18 protein-coding genes are annotated in these 19,293 nt (G+C 64.6%); 7 read left to right on the forward strand and 11 right to left on the reverse strand.

Going from position 1 to position 19,293, the window contains the following annotated elements; genetic code table 11:
- Positions 1-31: 31 nt before the first annotated feature.
- The gene (locus ACSKB9_RS36335; RefSeq protein ID WP_438079191.1) at positions 32-901 is read left to right on the forward strand and encodes an aldose 1-epimerase family protein; all 870 of its coding nucleotides are present in this window, start codon (positions 32-34) and stop codon (positions 899-901) included.
- Positions 902-909: 8 nt separating this feature from the next.
- Here the strand turns inward: ACSKB9_RS36335 and ACSKB9_RS36340 are convergent, their stop codons facing one another.
- The 4 genes from ACSKB9_RS36340 to ACSKB9_RS36355 all read right to left on the reverse strand — a co-directional run bounded on the left by ACSKB9_RS36340 (position 910) and on the right by ACSKB9_RS36355 (position 5,206).
- On the reverse strand, positions 910-1,110 hold the full coding sequence (locus ACSKB9_RS36340; protein ID WP_438079193.1) for a hypothetical protein: 201 nt from the start codon (positions 1,108-1,110) through the stop codon (positions 910-912).
- A gap of 83 nt (positions 1,111-1,193) precedes the next feature.
- Positions 1,194-2,195, reverse strand: a complete 1,002-nt coding sequence (gene trpS / locus ACSKB9_RS36345) for a tryptophan--tRNA ligase (protein ID WP_438079195.1) — start codon at positions 2,193-2,195, stop codon at positions 1,194-1,196.
- A gap of 311 nt (positions 2,196-2,506) precedes the next feature.
- On the reverse strand, positions 2,507-3,355 hold the full coding sequence (locus ACSKB9_RS36350; RefSeq protein ID WP_057015250.1) for an Npun_R2479 family HD domain-containing metalloprotein: 849 nt from the start codon (positions 3,353-3,355) through the stop codon (positions 2,507-2,509).
- A gap of 1,116 nt (positions 3,356-4,471) precedes the next feature.
- Positions 4,472-5,206, reverse strand: a complete 735-nt coding sequence (locus tag ACSKB9_RS36355) for an SDR family NAD(P)-dependent oxidoreductase (RefSeq protein WP_438079197.1) — start codon at positions 5,204-5,206, stop codon at positions 4,472-4,474.
- Positions 5,207-5,428: 222 nt separating this feature from the next.
- On the opposite strand from ACSKB9_RS36355, the gene ACSKB9_RS36360 reads away from it, so the two are divergent.
- Positions 5,429-5,842 (forward strand): DUF3830 family protein, encoded by a 414-nt coding sequence (locus ACSKB9_RS36360; protein ID WP_021077459.1) that lies wholly within the window; start codon positions 5,429-5,431, stop codon positions 5,840-5,842.
- Between the two features lies 1 nt (position 5,843).
- On the forward strand, positions 5,844-6,782 hold the full coding sequence (puuE, locus tag ACSKB9_RS36365) for an allantoinase PuuE (protein ID WP_438079199.1): 939 nt from the start codon (positions 5,844-5,846) through the stop codon (positions 6,780-6,782).
- Between the two features lie 216 nt (positions 6,783-6,998).
- Here the strand turns inward: puuE and ACSKB9_RS36370 are convergent, their stop codons facing one another.
- Genes ACSKB9_RS36370 through ACSKB9_RS36390 form a run of 5 tightly spaced genes read right to left on the reverse strand, consistent with a single transcriptional unit; the run spans position 6,999 to position 12,374 of the window.
- Positions 6,999-8,531: an ABC transporter ATP-binding protein gene (locus ACSKB9_RS36370; RefSeq protein WP_438079201.1), complete on the reverse strand. Its 1,533-nt coding sequence runs from the start codon at positions 8,529-8,531 to the stop codon at positions 6,999-7,001.
- Positions 8,528-9,211, reverse strand: a complete 684-nt coding sequence (gene biuH, locus ACSKB9_RS36375) for a biuret amidohydrolase (protein ID WP_438079203.1) — start codon at positions 9,209-9,211, stop codon at positions 8,528-8,530. The genes ACSKB9_RS36370 and biuH overlap by 4 nt, the downstream gene beginning before the upstream one ends.
- A 19-nt stretch (positions 9,212-9,230) precedes the next feature.
- Positions 9,231-10,157 (reverse strand): ABC transporter permease, encoded by a 927-nt coding sequence (locus tag ACSKB9_RS36380; RefSeq protein WP_018270387.1) that lies wholly within the window; start codon positions 10,155-10,157, stop codon positions 9,231-9,233.
- Between the two features lies 1 nt (position 10,158).
- The gene (locus ACSKB9_RS36385) at positions 10,159-11,268 is read right to left on the reverse strand and encodes an ABC transporter permease (protein WP_438079205.1); all 1,110 of its coding nucleotides are present in this window, start codon (positions 11,266-11,268) and stop codon (positions 10,159-10,161) included.
- Positions 11,265-12,374: a BMP family ABC transporter substrate-binding protein gene (locus ACSKB9_RS36390; protein ID WP_438079207.1), complete on the reverse strand. Its 1,110-nt coding sequence runs from the start codon at positions 12,372-12,374 to the stop codon at positions 11,265-11,267. Before ACSKB9_RS36390 ends, ACSKB9_RS36385 begins: the two co-directional genes overlap by 4 nt.
- A gap of 373 nt (positions 12,375-12,747) precedes the next feature.
- Between ACSKB9_RS36390 and ACSKB9_RS36395 the strand changes: the two genes are divergently transcribed.
- From ACSKB9_RS36395 to ACSKB9_RS36405, 3 genes are all read left to right on the forward strand, one after another.
- Complete coding sequence (locus tag ACSKB9_RS36395) at positions 12,748-14,007, forward strand: allantoate amidohydrolase (RefSeq protein WP_438079209.1); 1,260 nt, start codon at positions 12,748-12,750, stop codon at positions 14,005-14,007.
- A gap of 199 nt (positions 14,008-14,206) precedes the next feature.
- Positions 14,207-15,445, forward strand: coding sequence for an ATP-binding protein (locus tag ACSKB9_RS36400; RefSeq protein ID WP_438079211.1), 1,239 nt, complete (start codon positions 14,207-14,209; stop codon positions 15,443-15,445).
- 149 nt (positions 15,446-15,594) lie between these two features.
- Positions 15,595-15,816, forward strand: coding sequence for a hypothetical protein (locus ACSKB9_RS36405; protein ID WP_038377517.1), 222 nt, complete (start codon positions 15,595-15,597; stop codon positions 15,814-15,816).
- A gap of 217 nt (positions 15,817-16,033) precedes the next feature.
- Here the strand turns inward: ACSKB9_RS36405 and ACSKB9_RS36410 are convergent, their stop codons facing one another.
- A complete protein-coding gene (locus tag ACSKB9_RS36410) occupies positions 16,034-16,999 on the reverse strand; it encodes a c-type cytochrome (RefSeq protein ID WP_438079213.1) in 966 nt (321 codons plus the stop codon).
- 200 nt (positions 17,000-17,199) lie between these two features.
- Positions 17,200-18,132: a LysR substrate-binding domain-containing protein gene (locus tag ACSKB9_RS36415; RefSeq protein WP_438079215.1), complete on the reverse strand. Its 933-nt coding sequence runs from the start codon at positions 18,130-18,132 to the stop codon at positions 17,200-17,202.
- An 86-nt stretch (positions 18,133-18,218) separates the two neighbouring features.
- Between ACSKB9_RS36415 and ACSKB9_RS36420 the strand changes: the two genes are divergently transcribed.
- The gene (locus tag ACSKB9_RS36420; RefSeq protein ID WP_438079217.1) at positions 18,219-19,289 is read left to right on the forward strand and encodes a YeiH family protein; all 1,071 of its coding nucleotides are present in this window, start codon (positions 18,219-18,221) and stop codon (positions 19,287-19,289) included.
- Positions 19,290-19,293 lie beyond the last annotated feature (4 nt).

Below are 19,293 nucleotides of genomic sequence, written 5' to 3' on the forward strand. Positions count from 1 at the left end.
TCGGGCATACCGCAACCCGGCGAGGCGAGGCATGAGCGACAGTCACACGCTGCGCGGCGATGGAATCGCCGCGACTATTTTGGCGCAGGGCGCCGAATTGTCGTCGCTCAGAAATGCCGACGGGACCGAACTGTTGTGGCAGGCCGGCCCGCAATGGCCGCGCCATGCGCCCATCCTGTTCCCGATCGTCGGCCGCTTGAAGAACGATACGCTGCGCCACAACGGCACGACCTATCCGATGACGCAGCACGGCTTCGCGCGGGATCGCCGCTTTGCCTGGGTGGAGCAGGGGCGCCGATCCTGCAAGCTCGCGCTCACCGACGATACGGAGACGCGTGCGCGCTATCCCTTCGCATTCAGGCTCGAGGTCACCTACACCGTTGATGGCGCCGATCTCGATGTCGCCTTCGACATCGTCAACACCGGCGCCGAGACGCTGCCGGCTTCGCTCGGCGGTCATCCCGCCTTCAACTGGCCGCTGCTTCCGGGGGTGCAGAAGCAAGCCTACGCGCTGACCTTCGCGAAGGATGAGCCGGCGCCGATCCGGCGGTTGACGGAAGGACTGATGCGGCAGCGATCCGAGCCAAGTTCGATCAAGGGCAGGGTGCTGAAGTTGTCGGAGCAATTGTTCGATGACGACGCCATGATCCTCGATCAGGTTGCGAGCGCGTCGGTTCGCTTTGCTGCTGCGCAGGGACCCGCGATCGAGCTGTCCTGGCGCGGCTTTCGCGAACTTGGCATCTGGTCGAAGGTCGGTGGCGCGGCGTTCCTCTGCATCGAGCCGTGGCACGGTTTCGCCAGCCCTGTCGAATTCGACGGCGAGTTCGCCGGCAAGCCCGGCCTCATGCACATCGCGCCGGGTGCGCGGCAGTCACTGGGCTATCGCATTCGCGTGAGCTGACGAACAGGTCAATGTGCGCGGGGGCTGAGCGCACTGGTGATCGCGCCGACCGATGGCGGGTTCTCGTTCGCCCAGGCCTCATGCGCGGCAAGGTCTCGGTAATGCTCGGCCATGCGGAGCAGCCGCTCGCGGATGCCGGCGTCTTCCTCGCTTTTGGCCTGATCGGCCAATTGCGCGGCGCGTTCGAGAAGCGTTTTCGGATCGATCACGGCAGGCTCCAAATCCGGTTTTCGCCAAGCGGACAACTGTTACAGGCAAGCACAGTTCCTGCCATGGTTTGATGACAGGGCATTCAGAGCTGGAACAAGCCGAGTCCCGCCATCACATCGCGCTTGGTGCGCTCGGTGATCTCCCGGGCCTTCAAGGTTCCCCGCCGGATCACGTCAGCGACATGGTCGCGATTGCTTGCCAACTCGGCGCGCCGGGCCCGGATCGGTGCGATCAGGGCTTGCAGGATGTCCTCCAGCCGCCGCTTGACGGCAGCGTCGCCGAGACCGCCGCGCCGATAGCGCGCCTTCAATTCTTCGACGGCGTGCTGATCGTCATCGAACGCGTCGAGATAGAGGAAGACGACATTGCCCTCGACCTTGCCGGGGTCGCCGACGCGCAGATGATCGGGATCGGTGAACATCGCGCGCACCGCGGCCGAGATGTCGCCGGGCGAGGCCGAGAGCGCAATCGCATTGCCGGCGGATTTGCTCATCTTCGCGCGCCCGTCGACGCCCGGCAGCCGTCCCGCGCGCGGTATGACGGCCACCGCCTCCTGCAGGAGCGCACGACCGGCGAGCGCGTTGACACGCCTGATGATCTCGTTGGTCTGCTCGATCAGGGGAGCCTGGTCCTCGCCGACCGGTACGACGGTGGCCCGAAACGCGGTGATATCGGCGGCCTGCGCCACCGGGTAGCACAGGAAGCCCGCAGGGATGTCGCGTCCGAATCCGCGGGCGCGGATCTCGTCCTTGATGGTGGGATTGCGCTCCAGCCGCGCGACGGTGACAAGGTTGAGATAGAGCATCGACAATTCGGCGAGCGCCGGAAGCTGCGACTGCAGGCAGATCGAGGTCCGTTCGGGATCGATGCCGACGGCGAGATAATCCAGCGCGACCTCGATGACGTTGCCGCGGACCTTGCCGATGTCGTGCGCGTTGTCGGTCAGCGCCTGCATGTCGGCGAGCAGCAGGTATTGCTCATGGCTGTCCTGAAACGCGAGGCGGCTTCTGAGCGAGCCGACGTAATGGCCGAGATGCAGCCGCCCGGTGGTGCGGTCGCCGGTGAGGATGATCGGTTTGGTCACGGCTTATCTCCATTCGGTTGAATGGGGACACCGCAGGCGGGCTGGATGAGGTGAAGAAAAAGGCCGCCCAATGCGGCGGCCCCGAAATGCATGAACGCGTTCGGCCCGCCTGTCAGTCGGCGAGCCACCAGAGATTGGCGATCAGGATCGAGCGGTTCATGGCGTGAGGCGTAAGGCAATCGAACGAGCCGGTCAAGACGGCATAGCCAGTCATTCTTGCTGGAATCGTGGACGGACTATTGCACGGGAACGCTGCATGAGTGCTTATCCCGGATCCACGCGTTAAGATTACCGTGGATTGGTCGACCCGGCTATGCTCGAGTAATCGCTCCCCTGTGCTCCTCCGAGAACACGTGCGCATAAAGGTTGGCGATCCATTGCTTACCTTCCTGCGTGACCCGCAGATATCGAAGTGCGTCGCCGATATAGGGGCAGACGGCCTTCCAGAAGAAAGCAGGGTACGCTGCACGTAGATCATCGGGGGTCTGATATCCGAGTTTCTCGCTTGCGCCAGTCTCCTGAAATTCGGCAAACAAGGCTGACGTCTTCCGCAAATAGTCAATGTCGGCCAATTGGCCGATCAAATCCGCGGCACGAAGCAGGCCGGGATAATCTGCCGTACTGGTATGCTCCTCTTCCCCCGGTACCGGAAAGCGCGTGTGCTCGATGTTCGCCTCGATTTCCTTTGTGTCGATGGAGGTCAAGCTCACCTTGCCGAAACGCTCGCGGACAAAGAGCTTGGATCGTGTCACATGATAGGGGGTCAAGGATGCGTCCGTGGCTCCAGCAGATATCCGGACGCGATCACCGTTTTCGTTACAAACATAAAGTCCGTCCCGGTCGCCTCGACATACCCCGCGTACATAGCCGATGTCGTGGCATAAGAGCGAAATCATGAAATGGAGCCAGTCGCGCGGCCTGACGCCGCCTTCGCTCGTATGCTTCCCGAGTAAAATGTTCTGTCCGACCAACGTCACCATGATGGTGTGGTTCATGTCGTGGTAGGCCGCATCGCTATTGGCAATATTCTCCAACGCGAGGCGCCCAACGAAACCGATGATGTCCGGATAGGCGGGCTCGAGGATTCCGTAGATTTGGCCGTATGTACCCTTAAGCTGATCGACAAACGCTTGGATGACAATTTGAGTTGGGTTGAACATGATCGCCTCCAATGCGCGGATGCTATGCCGGTTTGGGTATTTCGTCACCGGGTTGTTGGTCCCGCGAATTGGGCCGGAGCCTGGTGGCCCGGAGGCCTGTCGAGCCCTGGTTTTGGGGGGGCTACCCGGGATAAGGTAAGGCTGAACCACCGCGGATGGCCCATCGCGATCAATGCACCCGACCGCCAAACGGTCCGCTGTGAGGTGCATACCGGATCTTACCGAGACCGGGCCAAGCGGTCGCGATTGGACCCGAAGCGGGCAGTGGGGCCAGAACGAGGGTGGACCGAAGCGCGCATGTATACGCCCATGGCTCCCAACTTCCGTCAATTTTTGATCGCCATGTCAGATGTGGAAATTCTTGCCGAAGCGTGGCGATAGGAGTCACGCGATCAATGCTTTCATTCCAAGTGATTTGCAGGACGAGTAATGAAGAACGCAACACTGTTGGCCCTTGGTTTGTTGGCGGCGGGAGTTTGGTCACAAGACAGCGCGAGATGTCAGACCTCGCTTTCCCCTCCGCTTTCGCTTGCGCCGCCGCCGCCGGATGAGAGATCCGCATCTCCGGGCGCAACCAACAGCGTCTGGCCGCCGACGGCGACCGCTAAGAGTTCGGTACCGCCCCGGGCCGCTGAAGATTCCTTGCCACGCTCCACTGCCCCGCGATCTGCCACTGTCGAACACACGCCGATAGAGTCAGGCAGCGCTTCGCCAGCACAAGTGATCGACAGGTCGCCGCCGTCGGCTGGACCGGTCCCCGATTATGATGGTTTTAGCGTCGGCATCGACGACGACACGTCTAGCCGGACGACGCGACCCGTCGGGTCACACCGGGCAAAGCAGCCCAAGCTCGATCAAGAAGCGGATCGTGTCTCTCGGCAGCAATCGGTCGATCCCGGGGACGATGACAAACTAAAGGGCAAGCTTACGATTTGCCGCGGCTGCAAGTAGCAGGCACCACTCCGGGCGGACATTTGAATTGGCCCGTCATTTTGCGGGACACTTGCGATGCAAGAGTTCGGAGTTGGCCCATCGCGACATATTCCGATGCTGCACAAAATGACCGCTATAAGGACAAAGCGGACGTAAGCTTCATCGCATTATGCCGCTGGCGCCCTAGTCGAACGCCATGCCGCCGCTCATCGCGATGGTCTGTCCGGTCATGTAGGGATTGTTGACCAGCAGCATCACGGCCTGCGCGACCTCCTCGGCTGTGCCGAAACGGCCGACCGGGATCCGGCTGACCAGCTCGCTCTGTCCCTTCATCATGTCGGTCTCGATCAGCGAGGGCGCGACGGCGTTGACGGTGATGCCTTCCTTGACGAGGCGTGCGGCGTAGCCGCGGGTCATCCCCTCCATCGCCGCCTTGGATGCATTGTAGTGCGGACCGATCGAGCCGGCGCCGCGCGCCGCGCCGGAGGAGATGTTGACGATGCGGCCCCATTTGCGGGCGCGCATCATCGGCAGCACCGCCTGTGTGCAGAGAAACGCCGATTTGAGATTGACCGTGATGGTGCGGTCGAAATCCTCTTCGGTGAGGTCGTCGACACCCCTGACGATCGCGATGCCGGCATTGTTGACGAGGATGTCGACCGGGCCGAGCTCGGATTTGGCGCGCTGGACCAGCGCGGCGACGGCGGCAGCTTCCGAGACGTCGGCGGCGATCGCGACGGCGCGGCCGCCGGCGGCGGTGATGCCCTTCGCCAGCGTCTCCGCCTCGGCCGAGCGCTCGCGATAATTGATGGCGACCGCGGCGCCGGCATCCGCCAGCATCTTGACGATCGCAGCACCAATGCCGCGCGATCCGCCGGTCACCAGCGCCACATGTCCGTGCAGACTGCTTGTTGTCATCAAAGTCACCCTGTTCGACGTACCCTCGCAGGCTCGCAAACGGGACGGCGCGGCGCAATGCAACTCTGCTCAAATCTGCGTTGGAGGCCGCCGGGCGGCGAAAAACCGGCTTCCGGGGCCGGAATCGGCCTTGCGTCCGGCCCGGGCCGGCGGCAATGGTTGGGACATCACTTCTTAGCGCACCTACGAGAGTCCGATGATTAGCGCACCTACGAGAGTCCGATGAGCAAACTGATTGTCCGCGCCGGCGATTTCACCTTTGACGCCCGTTTCGAGGAACAGCTCGCGCCGAAGACGGTCGCCGCGTTCCGCAAGGCGATGCCGTTCGAGAGCCAGGCGATCCACGTGCGCTGGAGCGGCGAGGGCGTCTGGATGCCGCTCGGCGATCTCGACTTCGGCGTGTCCTACGAGAACCACACCAGCTACCCGGCGCCGGGCCAGATCATCCTCTATCCCGGCGGCATCAGCGAGACCGAGATCCTGCTCGCCTATGGCGGCGTGCACTTCGCCAGCAAGATGGGCCAGCTCGCCGGCAATCACTTCATCACGCTGACCTCGGGGCTGGAGAACCTCACCGCGTTCGGCAAGACCGTGTTGTGGAAGGGCGCGCAGAACATCCGCTTCGAGGAAATCTGATGTGACCGAGGCCCTCTATCCGCGCGATCTCCGCGGCTACGGCCGCAATCCGCCCGATCCGAAATGGCCCGATGCGGCGCGCATCGCCGTGCAATTCGTGGTCAATTTCGAGGAGGGCGGTGAGAACAACATTCTGCACGGTGATCGCGCCTCGGAAGCGTTTCTGTCCGACGTGCTCGGCGCGCAGCCCTGGGTCGGCCGGCGGCACGCCAATATCGAGACGATGTTCGAATATGGCTCACGCGCCGGCTTCTGGCGGCTGTGGCGGATATTCACCGAGCGGAAGCTGCCGGCCACGGTGTTCGGCGTCGCGATGGCGCTGAAGCGCAATCCGGACGTCGTCGCCGCGATGCAGGAGGCGGGCTGGGACATCGCCAGCCACAGCCTGCGCTGGGTCGAGCACAAGGACATGTCGGAGGACGAGGAGCGCGAGGAGATCGCCCGCGCCATTGCCGTGCATACCGAGGCGACCGGCGCGCGGCCGCTCGGCTGGTACACCGGCCGCTCCTCGATCAACACGCTGCGGCTTTTGATGAAGGCGGGCGGCCTGCGCTATCTCTGCGATTCCTATGCCGACGATCTGCCGTACTGGATCAAGGCAGCCGGCACCGAGCCGCATCTCGTGATCCCCTATACGCTCGATGCCAACGACATGCGCTTCATCAACGCGCAGGGTTTTGGCGGCGGCGAGGAGTTCTACACCTACCTGAAAGACAGTTTTGACGTGCTCTATGCGGAGGGCGCGACCTCACCGAAGATGATGTCGGTCGGCCTGCATTGCCGCGTCGTCGGGCGTCCTGGCCGCGCCGCCGCGCTGATGCGCTTTCTCGACTACATCCAGAAGCACGAGCACGTCTGGGTGCCGACGCGGCTTCAGATCGCCGAGCATTGGCACGCCAATCTGAAGCATCTCGCGGAGCAGGCGTTCGAGATCGGGTAGGCGATCGTTAGCGGGCCGCTGCCTCTTCGCCTCGCCCCGCCTGCGGGGAGAGGCCGGAACGCATCGACAGATGCGTTCCGGGTGAGGGGGAGTCTCCGCGAGTTCCAGCTGCCGCCATTTGCGCGGAGAGAGCCCCTCACCCCAACCCTCTCCCCGTAAGAACGGGGCGAGGGGGCGCAGTGCCGTCGCGGGCACCATCCGCCCTTTTCTTCGACCTCAATGCCCTGCCATGTGCCGGCCGATCTCGGTGAGGTCGGCCTCGCTGGCGCGGGCCTCATGCACGAACGCGCCGTGGAACATCACGACCAGCCGATCCGACAGCTCCAGCAGCTCATCGAGGTCCTCGCTGACCAAGAGCACCGCCGCGCCGCGATTGCGGGCGGCCATGATCTCGGCGTGGATTTGCGCCACCGCCGCGAAGTCGAGTCCGAAGCAGGGATTGGCGGCGATCAGCACCTCGACGTCGCCCGAGAGCTCGCGCGCCAGCACCGCGCGCTGCACATTGCCGCCCGACAGCGCCGCGATCGGCGTCTCTGGCGTGCGGGTCTTGATCTTGTAGCGGTTGATCTTGCGCTCGGCGTCGTTGCGGAAAGCCAAGCGGTTCAGCCACCAGCCGCCGCGCGCGAACGGGGCACGATCGAACTCGCGGAATGCGATGTTGTCGGCGACGCTCATGCCGCCGACGCAGGCATTCTTCAGCGGCTCTTCCGGCAATAGCGACATCCTGTGGCGCCGCATCTCCGCGCGACTCGCCGCATAGGTCTCGCCCTGGACGCGGATCACGCCGCTCTCGGCCTCGCGCTGGCCGGCCAAAACCTCCACGAGCTGGCGCTGGCCGTTGCCGGACACGCCGGCGATGCCGACGATCTCGCCGCTTTTCACGGTCAGCGACACGCCGTGCACGGCGATCGCGCCGGCATCGTCAAGCGCGGTGAGCCCGTCGAGCTCGAGCCGCGGCGCGCCGGTCTCGCCGGTGCGCGGCGGTTGCACCGTCAACTGCTCGGCGCCGATCATGGTCCGGGCCATCTCGTCCGGCGTGAGGTCGGCGACCCGGCCGCTGCCGGCGAGCTTGCCGCGGCGCAGGATGGTCACCTCGTCGGCAAAGGCCATCACCTCGCGGAACTTGTGCGTGATCATCAGGATGGTGAGTTCGCCCGCGACCACCATCGCGCGCAGCATGCCGAGCACCTCGTCGGCTTCGCCCGGCGTCAGCACCGAGGTCGGCTCGTCCAGGATCAGGAAGCGGCGCTTCAGGTACAGCTGCTTGAGGATCTCGCATTTCTGCCGTTCGCCGGCGGAGATGTCGGAGACCTTTGCATCGAGCGGCACCTTGAACGGCATCCGCGCCAGGAAGGCCTCGAGCTCCTTTTTCTCCTTGCGCCAGTCGACCACGGCAGGCACGTCGTCGCGCGCCAGCACCAAATTCTCGGCGACCGTCATCGCCGGCACTAGTGTAAAGTGCTGGTAGACCATGCCGAGCCCGAGCGCATGCGCGTCCTTCGGATTGGCAATGGCCTGCTGGCGGCCGCCGACGAGGATGTCGCCTTCGGTGGCGTGGTAATAGCCCATGATGCATTTGACGAGCGTGCTCTTGCCCGCGCCATTCTCACCGAGCAGCGCGTGGAACGAGCCGGGACGCACCTTGAGCTCGACATTGTCGAGCGCTGTAAAATCGCCGAACCGCATCGTCATGGCGATGGCGTCGACGCCGAACGCGCCTGATGGTGCGGGCGGCTCGCCGATGATCACGACAGCGCCCCGATCAGGTCGGCGGATTTGGTCACCGCGCCGAACACGCCGCCCTGCATCTTGATCATCTTCAGCGCGTGGTCGTGATTGCCCTTGTCGGTCGCGCCGCAACAGTCCTCGACCAGCACGCATTCGAAGCCGCGGTCGTTGGCCTCGCGCATCGTGGTGTGGACGCAGACATCGGTGGTGATGCCGGTCAGCACGATGTTCTCGATGCCACGCAGCCGCAGCATCAGCTCGAGGTCGGTGGCGCAGAACGAGCCTTTTCCGGGCTTGTCGATGATTGGCTCGCCCGGCAGCGGCGCGAGGTCCGGAATGATTTCCCAGCCGGGTTCGCCGCGCACCAGGATGCGGCCGCAGGGGCCGGGGTCGCCGATGCCGGCGCCGATCTGGCGCGAGCGCCAGCGCTTGTTGGCTGGCAGGTCGGCCAGATCAGGCCGGTGCCCCTCGCGCGTATGGATGATGTGAAAGCCCTGCGCGCGCATTACCGCGAGCAGCTTCCTGATCGGCTCGATCGGCGCCCGGGTCAGCGAGAGGTCGTAGCCCATCTTGTCGACATAGCCGCCGACGCCGCAGAAGTCGGTCTGCATATCGATGATGATGAGCGCGGTATTCTCTGGCCGCAGATCGCCATTATAGGGCCAGGCATAGGGCTCGGACTTGATGAAGCGCTCGGGCATGAAATGATCTTTCGAGATGCTATCGGGTGATGGACAATTCGGCGGGTGCGCCGGTCAGCGTGCGCTTCGGCGAGCAGGTGATGATCATGATTGCGAGCGTCAGGATGTAGGGCGCGGCGTTGAACAAATGATAGCCGGAGGTGATGCCGACCGATTGCAGCGCGGGCCCGAGCGCGGCGGCGCCGCCGAAGGCGAGCGAGGCCCACAGGCACAGCATCGGGTCCCAGCGCGCGAAGATCACCAGCGCCACCGCGGTGATGCCTTGTCCCGAGGAGAGGCCTTCGTTCCAGCTGCCGGGATAGAACAGTGACAGGAACGAGCCGCCGATGCCGGCGAGGAAGCCGCCGACCATGGTGGCGCGCAGCCGGATCAGCAGCACCGAATGGCCCATCGCGCGCGCCGCATCCGCGCTCTCGCCGGCGGTGCGGATCAAGAGGCCCCAGCGCGTGGTCCTGAAGGCCCAATAGAGCAGCGGCGCGATGGCGACGCCGATCAGGAACAGCACGTTGATGCGCAGCGCCGCGCGCACCTGCGGGATGTCGCTCCACCAGCCGAAATCGATCGCCGGCAGCCGGGCCGCCGTCGGCTCGATCAGCGGCTTGCCGAGGAAGAACGCGAGCCCCGTGCCGAGCAGCATCAGCGCGATGCCGACCGCGATGTCGTTGACGCGCGGCAGCGAGCAGATGCCGGCATGTAGCGCGCCGAACAGCGCGCCGGTGATGCCGGCCGCGAGCACCCCGAGCCACGGCGAGCCCGACAGATAGGAGATGCCGTAGGCGCTCATCGCGCCCATCACCAGCGTGCCCTCGAGGCCGAGATTGATGCGGCCACTTCGCTCGGTGATGCACTCGCCGAGGCTGACGAACAGGAACGGCGTCGAGACGCGGATGGCGCCGCCGAACACGGCGAGCGGAACGGTCCAGAGCCCGAGCGATGCATCCGCCATGTCAGGACCTTCCCTTCAGGAAGCCGATGCGCCCGTAGAGCGCGTCGCTGGCCAGCACGAACACGAAGATGATGCCTTGCAGCACCAGCACCGAAGCATCGGGCAGACCGAGCCGCCGCTGCAACAGGCCGCCGGAGGCCGAGATGCCGCCAAGCAGGATCGCCACCGGAATGATCGCCAGCGGATTCTGCCGCGCCAGGAACGCGACCAGGATGCCGGTGAAGCCGTAGCCCGCCGCGAGGTTGGCGTTGGTGCGGCCCTGCACGGCCGCGACCTCGATCATGCCGGCAAGTCCGGCGCAGCTGCCGGCGAGGAAGCAGACGGTCAGGATCAACTTGCCGACACTGAGGCCGACGATCTTGGCGGCGCGGATGTTGCCGCCGGCGACGCGCGCGGCGAAACCGAAGGTGGTGTGATAGATCAGGATGTAGGCGGCGATGGCGGCGACGAGGCCGAACACCAGGCCCGAATGCACGTCGGTGCCGGGAATGGTGCCGATCATGTTGGCGGCGCCGATCTCGCGCGTCGACGGCTTGTTGAGGCTCGCCGGATCGCGCATCGGGCCCTCGACCAGATGGTTGAGGATGGCAAGCGCGATATAGACCAGCAGCAGGCTCGAGATCGTCTCGTTGACCCCGCGATATTGCCGCAGGCCGCCCGACAGCGTGATCCAGAGGCCGCCGCCGATCATGCCCGCGATCACCATCGCGATCTGCACCACGATCGGCGCTGCGCCTTGCAACGCCAAGGCGGCCGCGGTCGCCGACAGCGCGCCGATCAACAACGCGCCTTCGCCGCCGATGATCACCATGCCGAGCTGCGCCGGCAGCGCCGTGCACAGCGCGGTCAGGATCAGCGGCGCGGCGCGGGTCAACGTGTTCTGCCAGGAGAAGGCGGTGCCGAACGCGCCGTAATACATGTAGAAATACAGATCGAGCGGGTTCTTGCCGTAGAGCGCGACAAAGCCGCCGAACACCGCGAGCGCGCCGACCAGCGCCGCGCCCGGGATCAGGATGTATTCGATGCGCGCGCCGTGGCGCTGGAGGAATCCGGGATCGGCGGCCGGAGCGATGCCGGCCGCCTCCACCGATTCCGCCGTCTCGGTCGTCACGCGGTGGCTCCGATCACGCCCTCGACGAGATAGTCCATCTTCTCGAGTTCGGGATCCTGCTGGCCGCGATCGGTGCCGGAAGCGATCACCGTCTTGCCCTTGTTGTCGACGAGCGGGCCCTTGAAGATCGTAAACTCGCCGGCCATGAACTTGGCCTTGACGTCGTCGGCGTGCTTGCGCGCCTCGGCGGACACCATCTCGCCATAGGGCGACACCTTGACGATCTCTTCCTTGAGGCCGCCGCGATAGAAGTTCGGGATCGCTTCGCCGGCGGTGATCATCTTGACGAATTTCGGATAGAGCGCCTCCCAATTCCACTCGGCGCCGGTGAGATAGGCCTTCGGCGCCAGCGGCGACTGGTTGACGTGATAGCCGCATACGAGAGCGCCGCGGCGCGCGGCGTTCTCGACCATCGTCTTCGGTCCGTCGACATGGCAGGTCAGCACGTCGACGCCCTGGTCGATCAGGCTGTTGGTAGCCTCGGCTTCCTTGACCGGCATCGACCAGTCGCCGGTGAAGATCACCTGCGTGGTCGCCTTCGGATTGGCGAGCCGGGCGCCGAGCGTGAACGCGTTGATGTTGCGCAGCACCTGCGGGATCGGCTTGGCGGCGACGAAGCCGAGCTTGCCGCTCTTGGTCGAATAGCCGGCCACGATGCCGGAGATGTATTGCGCCTCGTCGATATAGCCGAAATAGCTGCCGGCGTTCTTCGGGTCCTTGTCGGACCACAGGCCGCCGCAGTGCTCGAAGCGCAGTTTTGGAAACTTGCCTGCCAGCTTGAGGACGTGCGGGTTGTAGTAGCCGAACGAGGTCGGGAACATGAGCGTGGCGCCGTCGAGACTGATCATGGACTCGATGGTCTTCTCGACCGCATCGGTCTCCGGCACCTTCTCTTCCTCGACGACCTTGATGCCGGGAAGCTTCTTCACCGCCGCGGCTCCTTGCGCGTGCGCCTGGTTGTAGCCGTAGTCGTCGCGCGACCCGACATAGATGAAGCCGATCGTGGTTTCCGCTGCCGCCGCGCCACGAATGCCAAGCGTGCCGCCGAGCGCCAGTGCGGCACTCCCCTGCAATAAATGCCTTCTTGAAATCCTGCCAAAATCCATCGCTCGCTCCCTCCGGCGGGTCCGGCCCGCCTGTCCCTGTCGCAGCCGCCTGTCGGCGGAGCTTGGGGGAAGTGTCGCAAGCTTCATGCCAGAGCATGTTTGGCGATCAGTCTTCCGTAAATGATTGAATGTACGTGAGAATGGTGATCGGTCCCGGAACGCTCGGAAGCCGATTGAGATCGATTTGCCTATTTTATGAGCGATCGATCGTTGTTGTATGCAATGCCGTTAAGCAGTCGATAACCGCCGGACAGCCGGTGCGAGCCCGGTCGCGGCCCGCGCACGAGGCGCCATTTGCCGGCTGGTGAATCGGATCGGGCCTGCTACGAGTGAAGCGGGCTCCGGCGGCCGCGTTGGACTGATGGGAAACACCATGAACGAGACAAAACCGTCTTCCCTTGGCGAAGAGATCGTGGCGCGGATCGATCAGCTCGCGACGATCTCCGAGACGCCTGAGCATCTGGCGCGAATCTTCCTCACCGAGGAGCACCGCAAGGCGGCCGATCTCATCCTGTCCTGGATGCGCGAGGCCGGCATGAGCGCGCATCTCGACGCCATCGGCAATGTCTGCGGCCGCTATGAAGGCGAGCGGCCGGGCCTGCCGGCACTGATGCTCGGCTCGCATTACGACACCGTGCGCGACGCCGGCCGATGGGACGGCCCGCTCGGTGTCATCACCGCAATCGCCTGCATCGCCGATCTGAACCGGCACGGCAGGCGACTGCCGTTTGCGATCGAGATCGTCGGCTTTGCGGACGAGGAGGGCGTGCGCTTCGCCTCGACCCTGCTCGGCAGCCGCGCGGTCGCCGGCACCTTCGACGAGAGCGTGCTCAACACGCGCGATCGCGCCGACATCTCGATGCGCGATGCGCTGGTCGCCTTCGGGCTCGATCCCGATCATATCGGCAAGGCGGCGCGCGCCCGCCGCGAGTTGCTCGGCTATGTCGAGCTGCACATCGAGCAGGGTCCCGTGCTGGAAGAGAAGGCGCTGCCGGTCGGCGTCGTCAGCGCGATTTCGGGCGCGACCCGGCTTGCCGCCAGTCTCACCGGCGTCGCCGGCCATGCCGGCACGGTGCCGATGAAGCTGCGGCGCGATGCGCTGGCGGGTGCTGCCGAATGCATCGTTGCGATCGAACAGTTTTGCAGGTCCGACGAACAAGGCCTCGTCGGCACCGTCGGCTATCTCAACGCGATGCCGGGCGCCACCAATGTGATCCCGGGCAAGGTGTCCTTCACCATGGATATCCGCTCGCAGAACGACACGCATCGCAAGCGCGCCGTCGCCGACATCGTGCGGCAGATCGAGGCGATCGCAAAACGCCGCAAGCTCGCCTTGCAGATCGACGTCACCCACGAGAACCGCAGCGTGCCCTGCGCGCCGTGGCTCAAGGCGCAGATCGCCGAGGCCGTCGCGGCCGAGGGCTATGCCGCGTTCGAGCTGCCGAGCGGGGCGGGGCATGACGGGATGGCGATGGTCGATGTCGCCGATATCGGCATGATCTTCGTGCGCTGCCGCGGCGGGATCAGCCACAATCCGGCCGAGCATGTCGAGCCCGCCGATGCCGACACCGGCGCGCGGGTGCTGCTGCGCGTCGTCGAGAATTTTCGTCCGCACGGTGTAGTGAATAGCTAAAATTGCGCGCTTCGCAGGCCTGCGCCGAGGGGCGCTTGCTGCCCACGTTGCGTCAGCACGCCGCAGGCACTGGTCAGGGGCCGCTGCCGGCCCGACCCGTGCCTGATCCGGACAGATCAGACCAACGTTTCCGGCTCAGCTGGCCTATTTGCGGGCCGGGCGTGAAGCGCTAGACTTGGTGCAACGGGGGGTAGTGGACATGAGGTCGTCCGTCGTCCAGGACGTTCAGTTCCCAAAACAACCGGCGCTGCAGCTGATCTATGACACTGCACCGATCGGGCTCGCCTATCTCTCACCCGATTGCCGTTACCTTCAGATCAACCAGCGTCTCACCGAAATCTGCGGCATTTCGGTCGAAGGTCACCTCGGGCGTACGGTGCACGATTGCGTGCCCGCACTGGCTTCGGCCGTCGAAGGTATCGTTCAGTCGATCATGGAGACCGGAGAGCCCGTCACCGACGTGGAGGTTTACGGCCAGCGCCCCGGCCACAATGACGAGCGATGCTGGATCACGCATTGGCATCCGCAGCGCGAACCGAACGGCAGCATCGTCGGCGTCAACGTTGCGGCCGAAGAAATCACCGATCGCAAGCGCAGCGAACGCGAGATCCGCGCCGCGCGCGATGCAGCCGAGAAGGCGTTGCACCATCTGCAGGAGACCCAGGCGTCGCTGATCGAGGCGGAAAAGCTCGCGGCGCTGGGCCGGCTGGTGGCCGGCGTCGCGCACGAGATCAACAGTCCGGTCGGCACCAGTCTCACCGTCGCCTCGGTGCTGGAGCAGAAATGCGCCGACTTCGCTGCCGAGGCTGCGCGCGGCAAGCTGAAGCGATCCAGCCTGAGCGATTTCATCGAGGTCGTCGAAAGCGCCTCGTCGCTGCTTGTCGGCAACCTCAAGCGCGCGGCAGACCTGGTGCAATCGTTCAAGCAGGTGGCCGTCGATCGCAGCTATTTCGACCGGAGCCAGTTCGATCTCGGCGCGGCGACCGAGCAGGTTCTCTCGAGCCTGCGTCCGGCCTTGCCGAAGAACAACCTGGCGCTTGAGGTCGATTGCCCGCCCGGTCTTGCCATGAACCGCTATCCCGGCCCTTATGGCCAGGTGCTGACCAACCTGTTCGTCAATTCGGTGGCGCATGCGTTTCCCGATGGCAAGGGCGGCATCATCGCGATCCGGCTCCGCGCCTCAGGCGCGGATCAGGTCGAGATCCTGTTCGCCGACAACGGTTGCGGGATGGATCACGACGTGCTGCGGCAAGCCTTCGATCCATTCTTCACCACGCGCCGCGATATCGGCCGTATCGGGCTTGGTCTGCACATCGTTCATAACATCGTCACGAACCGGCTGGGTGGAGAGCTCCATCTCGACAGTGCCCCGGGCATGGGGACACGCATGCGGATTACGCTGCCACGCGTGGCGCCGCAGCGCGTGACCGATGGTTGATGGTTACAGGGGAGGCCGAGAAGGAAATGCTCCCCGGCTTTCGGACCGGAAAACGTCCTTCCAAGTAACCGCCGCAAAAGGCATTCCACTACCCTTGCTTCTGCCCCCGTCGTCGCGACATTCTCAGGGTATTCCTGATGGTTACGACGATGAGCCAATCCGCATTCGATCCCTTCGGCGAGCCGGTCCCCGCGGTCGATCCTTCGATCGCGAGCGAGGGCGTGTCGAAATGGCTGAAGACCGCGGGCACCAGCGTGTTCTGGGTGCTGGTGGTCGGCATCGTGCTGGCACGGGCCGTCTATTTCGAGCCCGGCGTGTTCAGCTTCGAGCATGCCGTTGCCTGGGCGCAGGGTCTGTTCGCCGCGCTCTGAGGTGGGATGAGTTCTGGTCTCTCACCTCTCGGGTAAGGGCCGTTGCTCTCTCGATAGACCGTAACTCCACACCCAATTTGCTGCGCAAATCGACCTCTCCAAAGGGAGAGGTGAGCTTTCGACGCCGCTCCCGCTCGATCTAGGGCGTGAGCATTCGGCTCCGCACGGATCGCGTCATTGCTTCAAACAAAAGCTCTGCCGTTGAAAGTCGGCCGCTTCACCGCTCGAGCGTGCCAAGATAGGCGGCAAGCGCCAAAAAGTCCGCCTCGTTGAGCGTTTTGACCACATCGATCATCGACGTGCTCTGCGGCCCAGCACGGAAGCCGTGCCGGTATTCATAGAGTTGGCGGAAGATGTAGGTCGGCGAGCGCCCGGCAATGCTCGGCACGACGTCGGTACCGGCTAGCTTCTCGCCATGGCAGGCGGCGCAGGCGATCTCCGGCTTCGTGGCCAGCCCGCGGCCGGCAGCGACGCTACCGGGGGGCACGTAGGCGGTAAAGCGGACACGCGCGTCGCGGTTGACGAAGCGGCCAACGTCCGCCGGTGTCTCGATGATGCGCATGCCGATCAGCTCGCGTTCATCGCCTTTGGTGATGAAGAACCAGCCAGCGACCGTAGGTTTCGGTACGGCCTCAGTCTCCACCACATCAACCAACTTCTTTGGCTTGATGGCGGCAAAATATTCAGCCGCCGCCTTGATCTCATCGTCGTTCGCTGCCTTCGCAAGCGAGATCATCCATGCTTGCGGAATACGGTCGGGTAGTGCTGTCGAGCGTTTGCCGCTCCTGTAGTCTTGCATCTGTTGAATAAAATAGGCCACGGGCAGGCCGGCGATGTCTGCGTTCTCCGGACCTCCCGTCCCAGAGGCACGATGGCAGAAGCCGCACGCGTAGACGTCAGGCGGGCGTCCGCTCGCGACCACCGTCGGCATCGCCGGATGTTCAGCTGGGTGCCAATCCGGTGCTAGGAAGCGATCGCGCGTTTGTGGAACTGTATAGCTCGCCATGCTGTCGGGAACGTGGCGAGGTTGGCCGTCATCGGGCGGCGGCTTGAAGTCAGGCGGGTTGTAGGTATAGGCCCAGAACGGCGGTTTGTCGGTGGTCTGCGCGTGCGCGACCGCCGCAGATACGAAAATTATAGTCAGTGCCACTAACGCCTGAAAGGCCGCTCCCAATCGTACCATATTCGCCTCCGGCTCTCGGTCAGCGAGGAAAAGCAAATTAGCCGTGAATCCGCGCAGGAACAATTGGCTTTGCTTGTTATTGATGCCGGCCGTGCTGAGGGCCGCCTTGGATCACAAGACAATACTGCTTGGGTCGGATCGCGTCTCCGCTTCGCTCCTGAACGTGGGCGTCTCAGGTTTTTTGAGTACGAATCCTGGTCTCATAGCGCTTTAGCGTCCGGCATCCGCGGCGCCGTTTTCGCCGCCCGCGTCTCCCGGATGATCCCCTCGAACGCCACCGCTGCCGGCACCTCGAGCCGGCCGGGCGATTTCAGTTGCCAGAGCGTGCGCTCGATATGGATGCCCTTGATCGGGATCACCTTCAGCTTTCCGAGCTTCACTTGATCGTCGATCGTTGCGATCGACACGATGGCGACGCCGACGCCTGATGCCACCGCCTGCTTGATCGCCTCGGTGCTGCCGATCTCGAGCGTCCGCTGCGGCTCGACGTGGTGGGCCGCCAGCGCCTGCGCGACCACCTCGCGCGTGCCTGAGCCGGGTTCCCGCACGATCAGGATCTCGTCGTTCAGCGACCGGATGTCGATCGGCTCCTGGACCGCTGCGAAGCGATGATCCGGACCTGCGATCAGCGCCATCATGTCGGTACGCCAGGCTTCGCTGATCAAATTCTCGTCCTCGACGGGGCCCTCGACCAGCGCGATCTCGATCTCGTGTCCCAGCATCAGCGCGGCGATGTCGCTGGTGTTGGCGCTGACGACGTGCAGATCGATGCCGGGAAAGGCACGGTGGAACACACCGAGATATTCCGGGATCATGTAGGTCGCGATCGTGGTGCTGGCGCCGATCCGCAGCGAGCCGCTGTCGAGGTTGCGCAGCGCCTGCAGTTCGTCCTCGGCGGCGCGTTCGGCCGCGAACAGGGTCTCGGCATGCCGCGCCAGCGCCGCGCCCTCCCGGGTCGGCCGCACCCCCTTCGGCGTGCGGTCGAGCAGCCGGCAGCCGACCTGCAGCTCGAAATCCCGCACGCCCTTGGAGATCGCCGGCTGGCTGATGTGCAGGAGGTCGGCGGCGCGGGAGAAACTTCCGGTTCTCGCCACGGCCGCGAACAGGCGGAGCAGATGCAGGTTGAGGGACATAACTTCTCTCTATCGGGGCAGTCCGAAAATATATTAGCCAAGAGGTGTGCCTTGGCGCATAAAATCTTCTCCGAAAAGAGGATTTTGTGCCGGAACAAGAACAAGACCAGGGGCAGAAGCAGGGGGCGCTGCGGCGCATATTCCAGCTCATTCCGGGGATTCTGCTCTGCGGGGTCGTCACGGTCATCTCGCTCGGCATCCAGGCCGCCGAGGAGCGCGTTTTCGACCATCCCTATATCGAGGCCCTCGTCGTCGCGATCCTGCTCGGCATGGCGGTGCGCACCGCCTGGGAGCCGTCGGCGCGCTGGCGCTCGGGCATTGCCTTCAGCGCCAAGCAGCTGCTCGAGGTCGCGGTGATGCTGCTCGGCGCCTCCATCAGCTTTGCCGCGATCGTGGCGTCGGGCGGGCTGCTGATCGGCGCCATCGCGGTGACCGTCGTGATCATGCTGGCGGTGAGCTATGGCCTCAGCCGGATGCTGGGGCTCAAGACCAAACTCGCGATCCTGATCGCCTGCGGCAATTCGATCTGCGGCAACTCGGCGATCGCGGCGGTGGCGCCGGTGATCGAGGCCGATGGCGACGACATCGCCTCGTCGATCTCGTTCACCGCCATTCTCGGCGTGCTGATGGTGCTCGGCCTGCCGCTCTTGATCCCGCTGCTGAAGCTGACGGCGACGCAATACGGCATCCTCGCCGGCCTCACCGTCTATGCCGTGCCGCAGGTGCTGGCAGCGACCGTGCCAGCGGGCATCGTCAGCACCCAGATCGGCACGCTGGTCAAGCTGGTGCGGGTGTTGATGCTGGGCCCGATCGTGATCGGCCTCTCGCTGCTGGTGGCGCGGCGGCGCAAGGCCGGCGCCGCCAGGGAGGGCACCTCGAAGGCCGCCTCGATCAGCCCGTTCAAGCTGGTGCCCTGGTTCATCATCGGCTTCCTGGCGCTGGGCGCGCTGCGCTCGTTCCAGCTCGTGCCTGACATCGCGATCGCGCCGGTGACCAAGACGGCGGCGATCCTTACCGTCGTCTCGATGGCAGCGCTCGGGCTCGGTGTCGATGTGCGGGTGCTCTCGACCGTCGGCGGCCGGGTGACGGCCGCCGTCACGCTGTCGCTGATGCTGCTGCTGGGCTTGAGCATCGGCCTCGTGCACTTCTTCAAGTAGCCGC

The sequence above is a fragment of the Bradyrhizobium sp. BR 1433 genome, from assembly GCF_051547665.1.
Classification (GTDB): Bacteria; Pseudomonadota; Alphaproteobacteria; order Rhizobiales; family Xanthobacteraceae; genus Bradyrhizobium; species Bradyrhizobium australafricanum.

What these genes read in the sequence shown, in the direction of transcription:
- ACSKB9_RS36335 (WP_438079191.1), top strand. Translation starts at nt 32, where the DNA reads ATGAGCGACAGTCACACGCTGCGCGGCGATGGAATCGCCGCGACTATT.
- ACSKB9_RS36350 (WP_057015250.1), bottom strand. Translation starts at nt 3,355, where the DNA reads ATGTTCAACCCAACTCAAATTGTCATCCAAGCGTTTGTCGATCAGCTT.
- ACSKB9_RS36355 (WP_438079197.1), bottom strand. Translation starts at nt 5,206, where the DNA reads ATGACAACAAGCAGTCTGCACGGACATGTGGCGCTGGTGACCGGCGGA.
- ACSKB9_RS36360 (WP_021077459.1), top strand. Translation starts at nt 5,429, where the DNA reads ATGAGCAAACTGATTGTCCGCGCCGGCGATTTCACCTTTGACGCCCGT.
- biuH (WP_438079203.1), bottom strand. Translation starts at nt 9,211, where the DNA reads ATGCCCGAGCGCTTCATCAAGTCCGAGCCCTATGCCTGGCCCTATAAT.
- ACSKB9_RS36380 (WP_018270387.1), bottom strand. Translation starts at nt 10,157, where the DNA reads ATGGCGGATGCATCGCTCGGGCTCTGGACCGTTCCGCTCGCCGTGTTC.
- ACSKB9_RS36390 (WP_438079207.1), bottom strand. Translation starts at nt 12,374, where the DNA reads ATGGATTTTGGCAGGATTTCAAGAAGGCATTTATTGCAGGGGAGTGCC.
- ACSKB9_RS36395 (WP_438079209.1), top strand. Translation starts at nt 12,748, where the DNA reads ATGAACGAGACAAAACCGTCTTCCCTTGGCGAAGAGATCGTGGCGCGG.
- ACSKB9_RS36400 (WP_438079211.1), top strand. Translation starts at nt 14,207, where the DNA reads ATGAGGTCGTCCGTCGTCCAGGACGTTCAGTTCCCAAAACAACCGGCG.
- ACSKB9_RS36405 (WP_038377517.1), top strand. Translation starts at nt 15,595, where the DNA reads ATGAGCCAATCCGCATTCGATCCCTTCGGCGAGCCGGTCCCCGCGGTC.
- ACSKB9_RS36410 (WP_438079213.1), bottom strand. Translation starts at nt 16,999, where the DNA reads ATGGTACGATTGGGAGCGGCCTTTCAGGCGTTAGTGGCACTGACTATA.
- ACSKB9_RS36415 (WP_438079215.1), bottom strand. Translation starts at nt 18,132, where the DNA reads ATGTCCCTCAACCTGCATCTGCTCCGCCTGTTCGCGGCCGTGGCGAGA.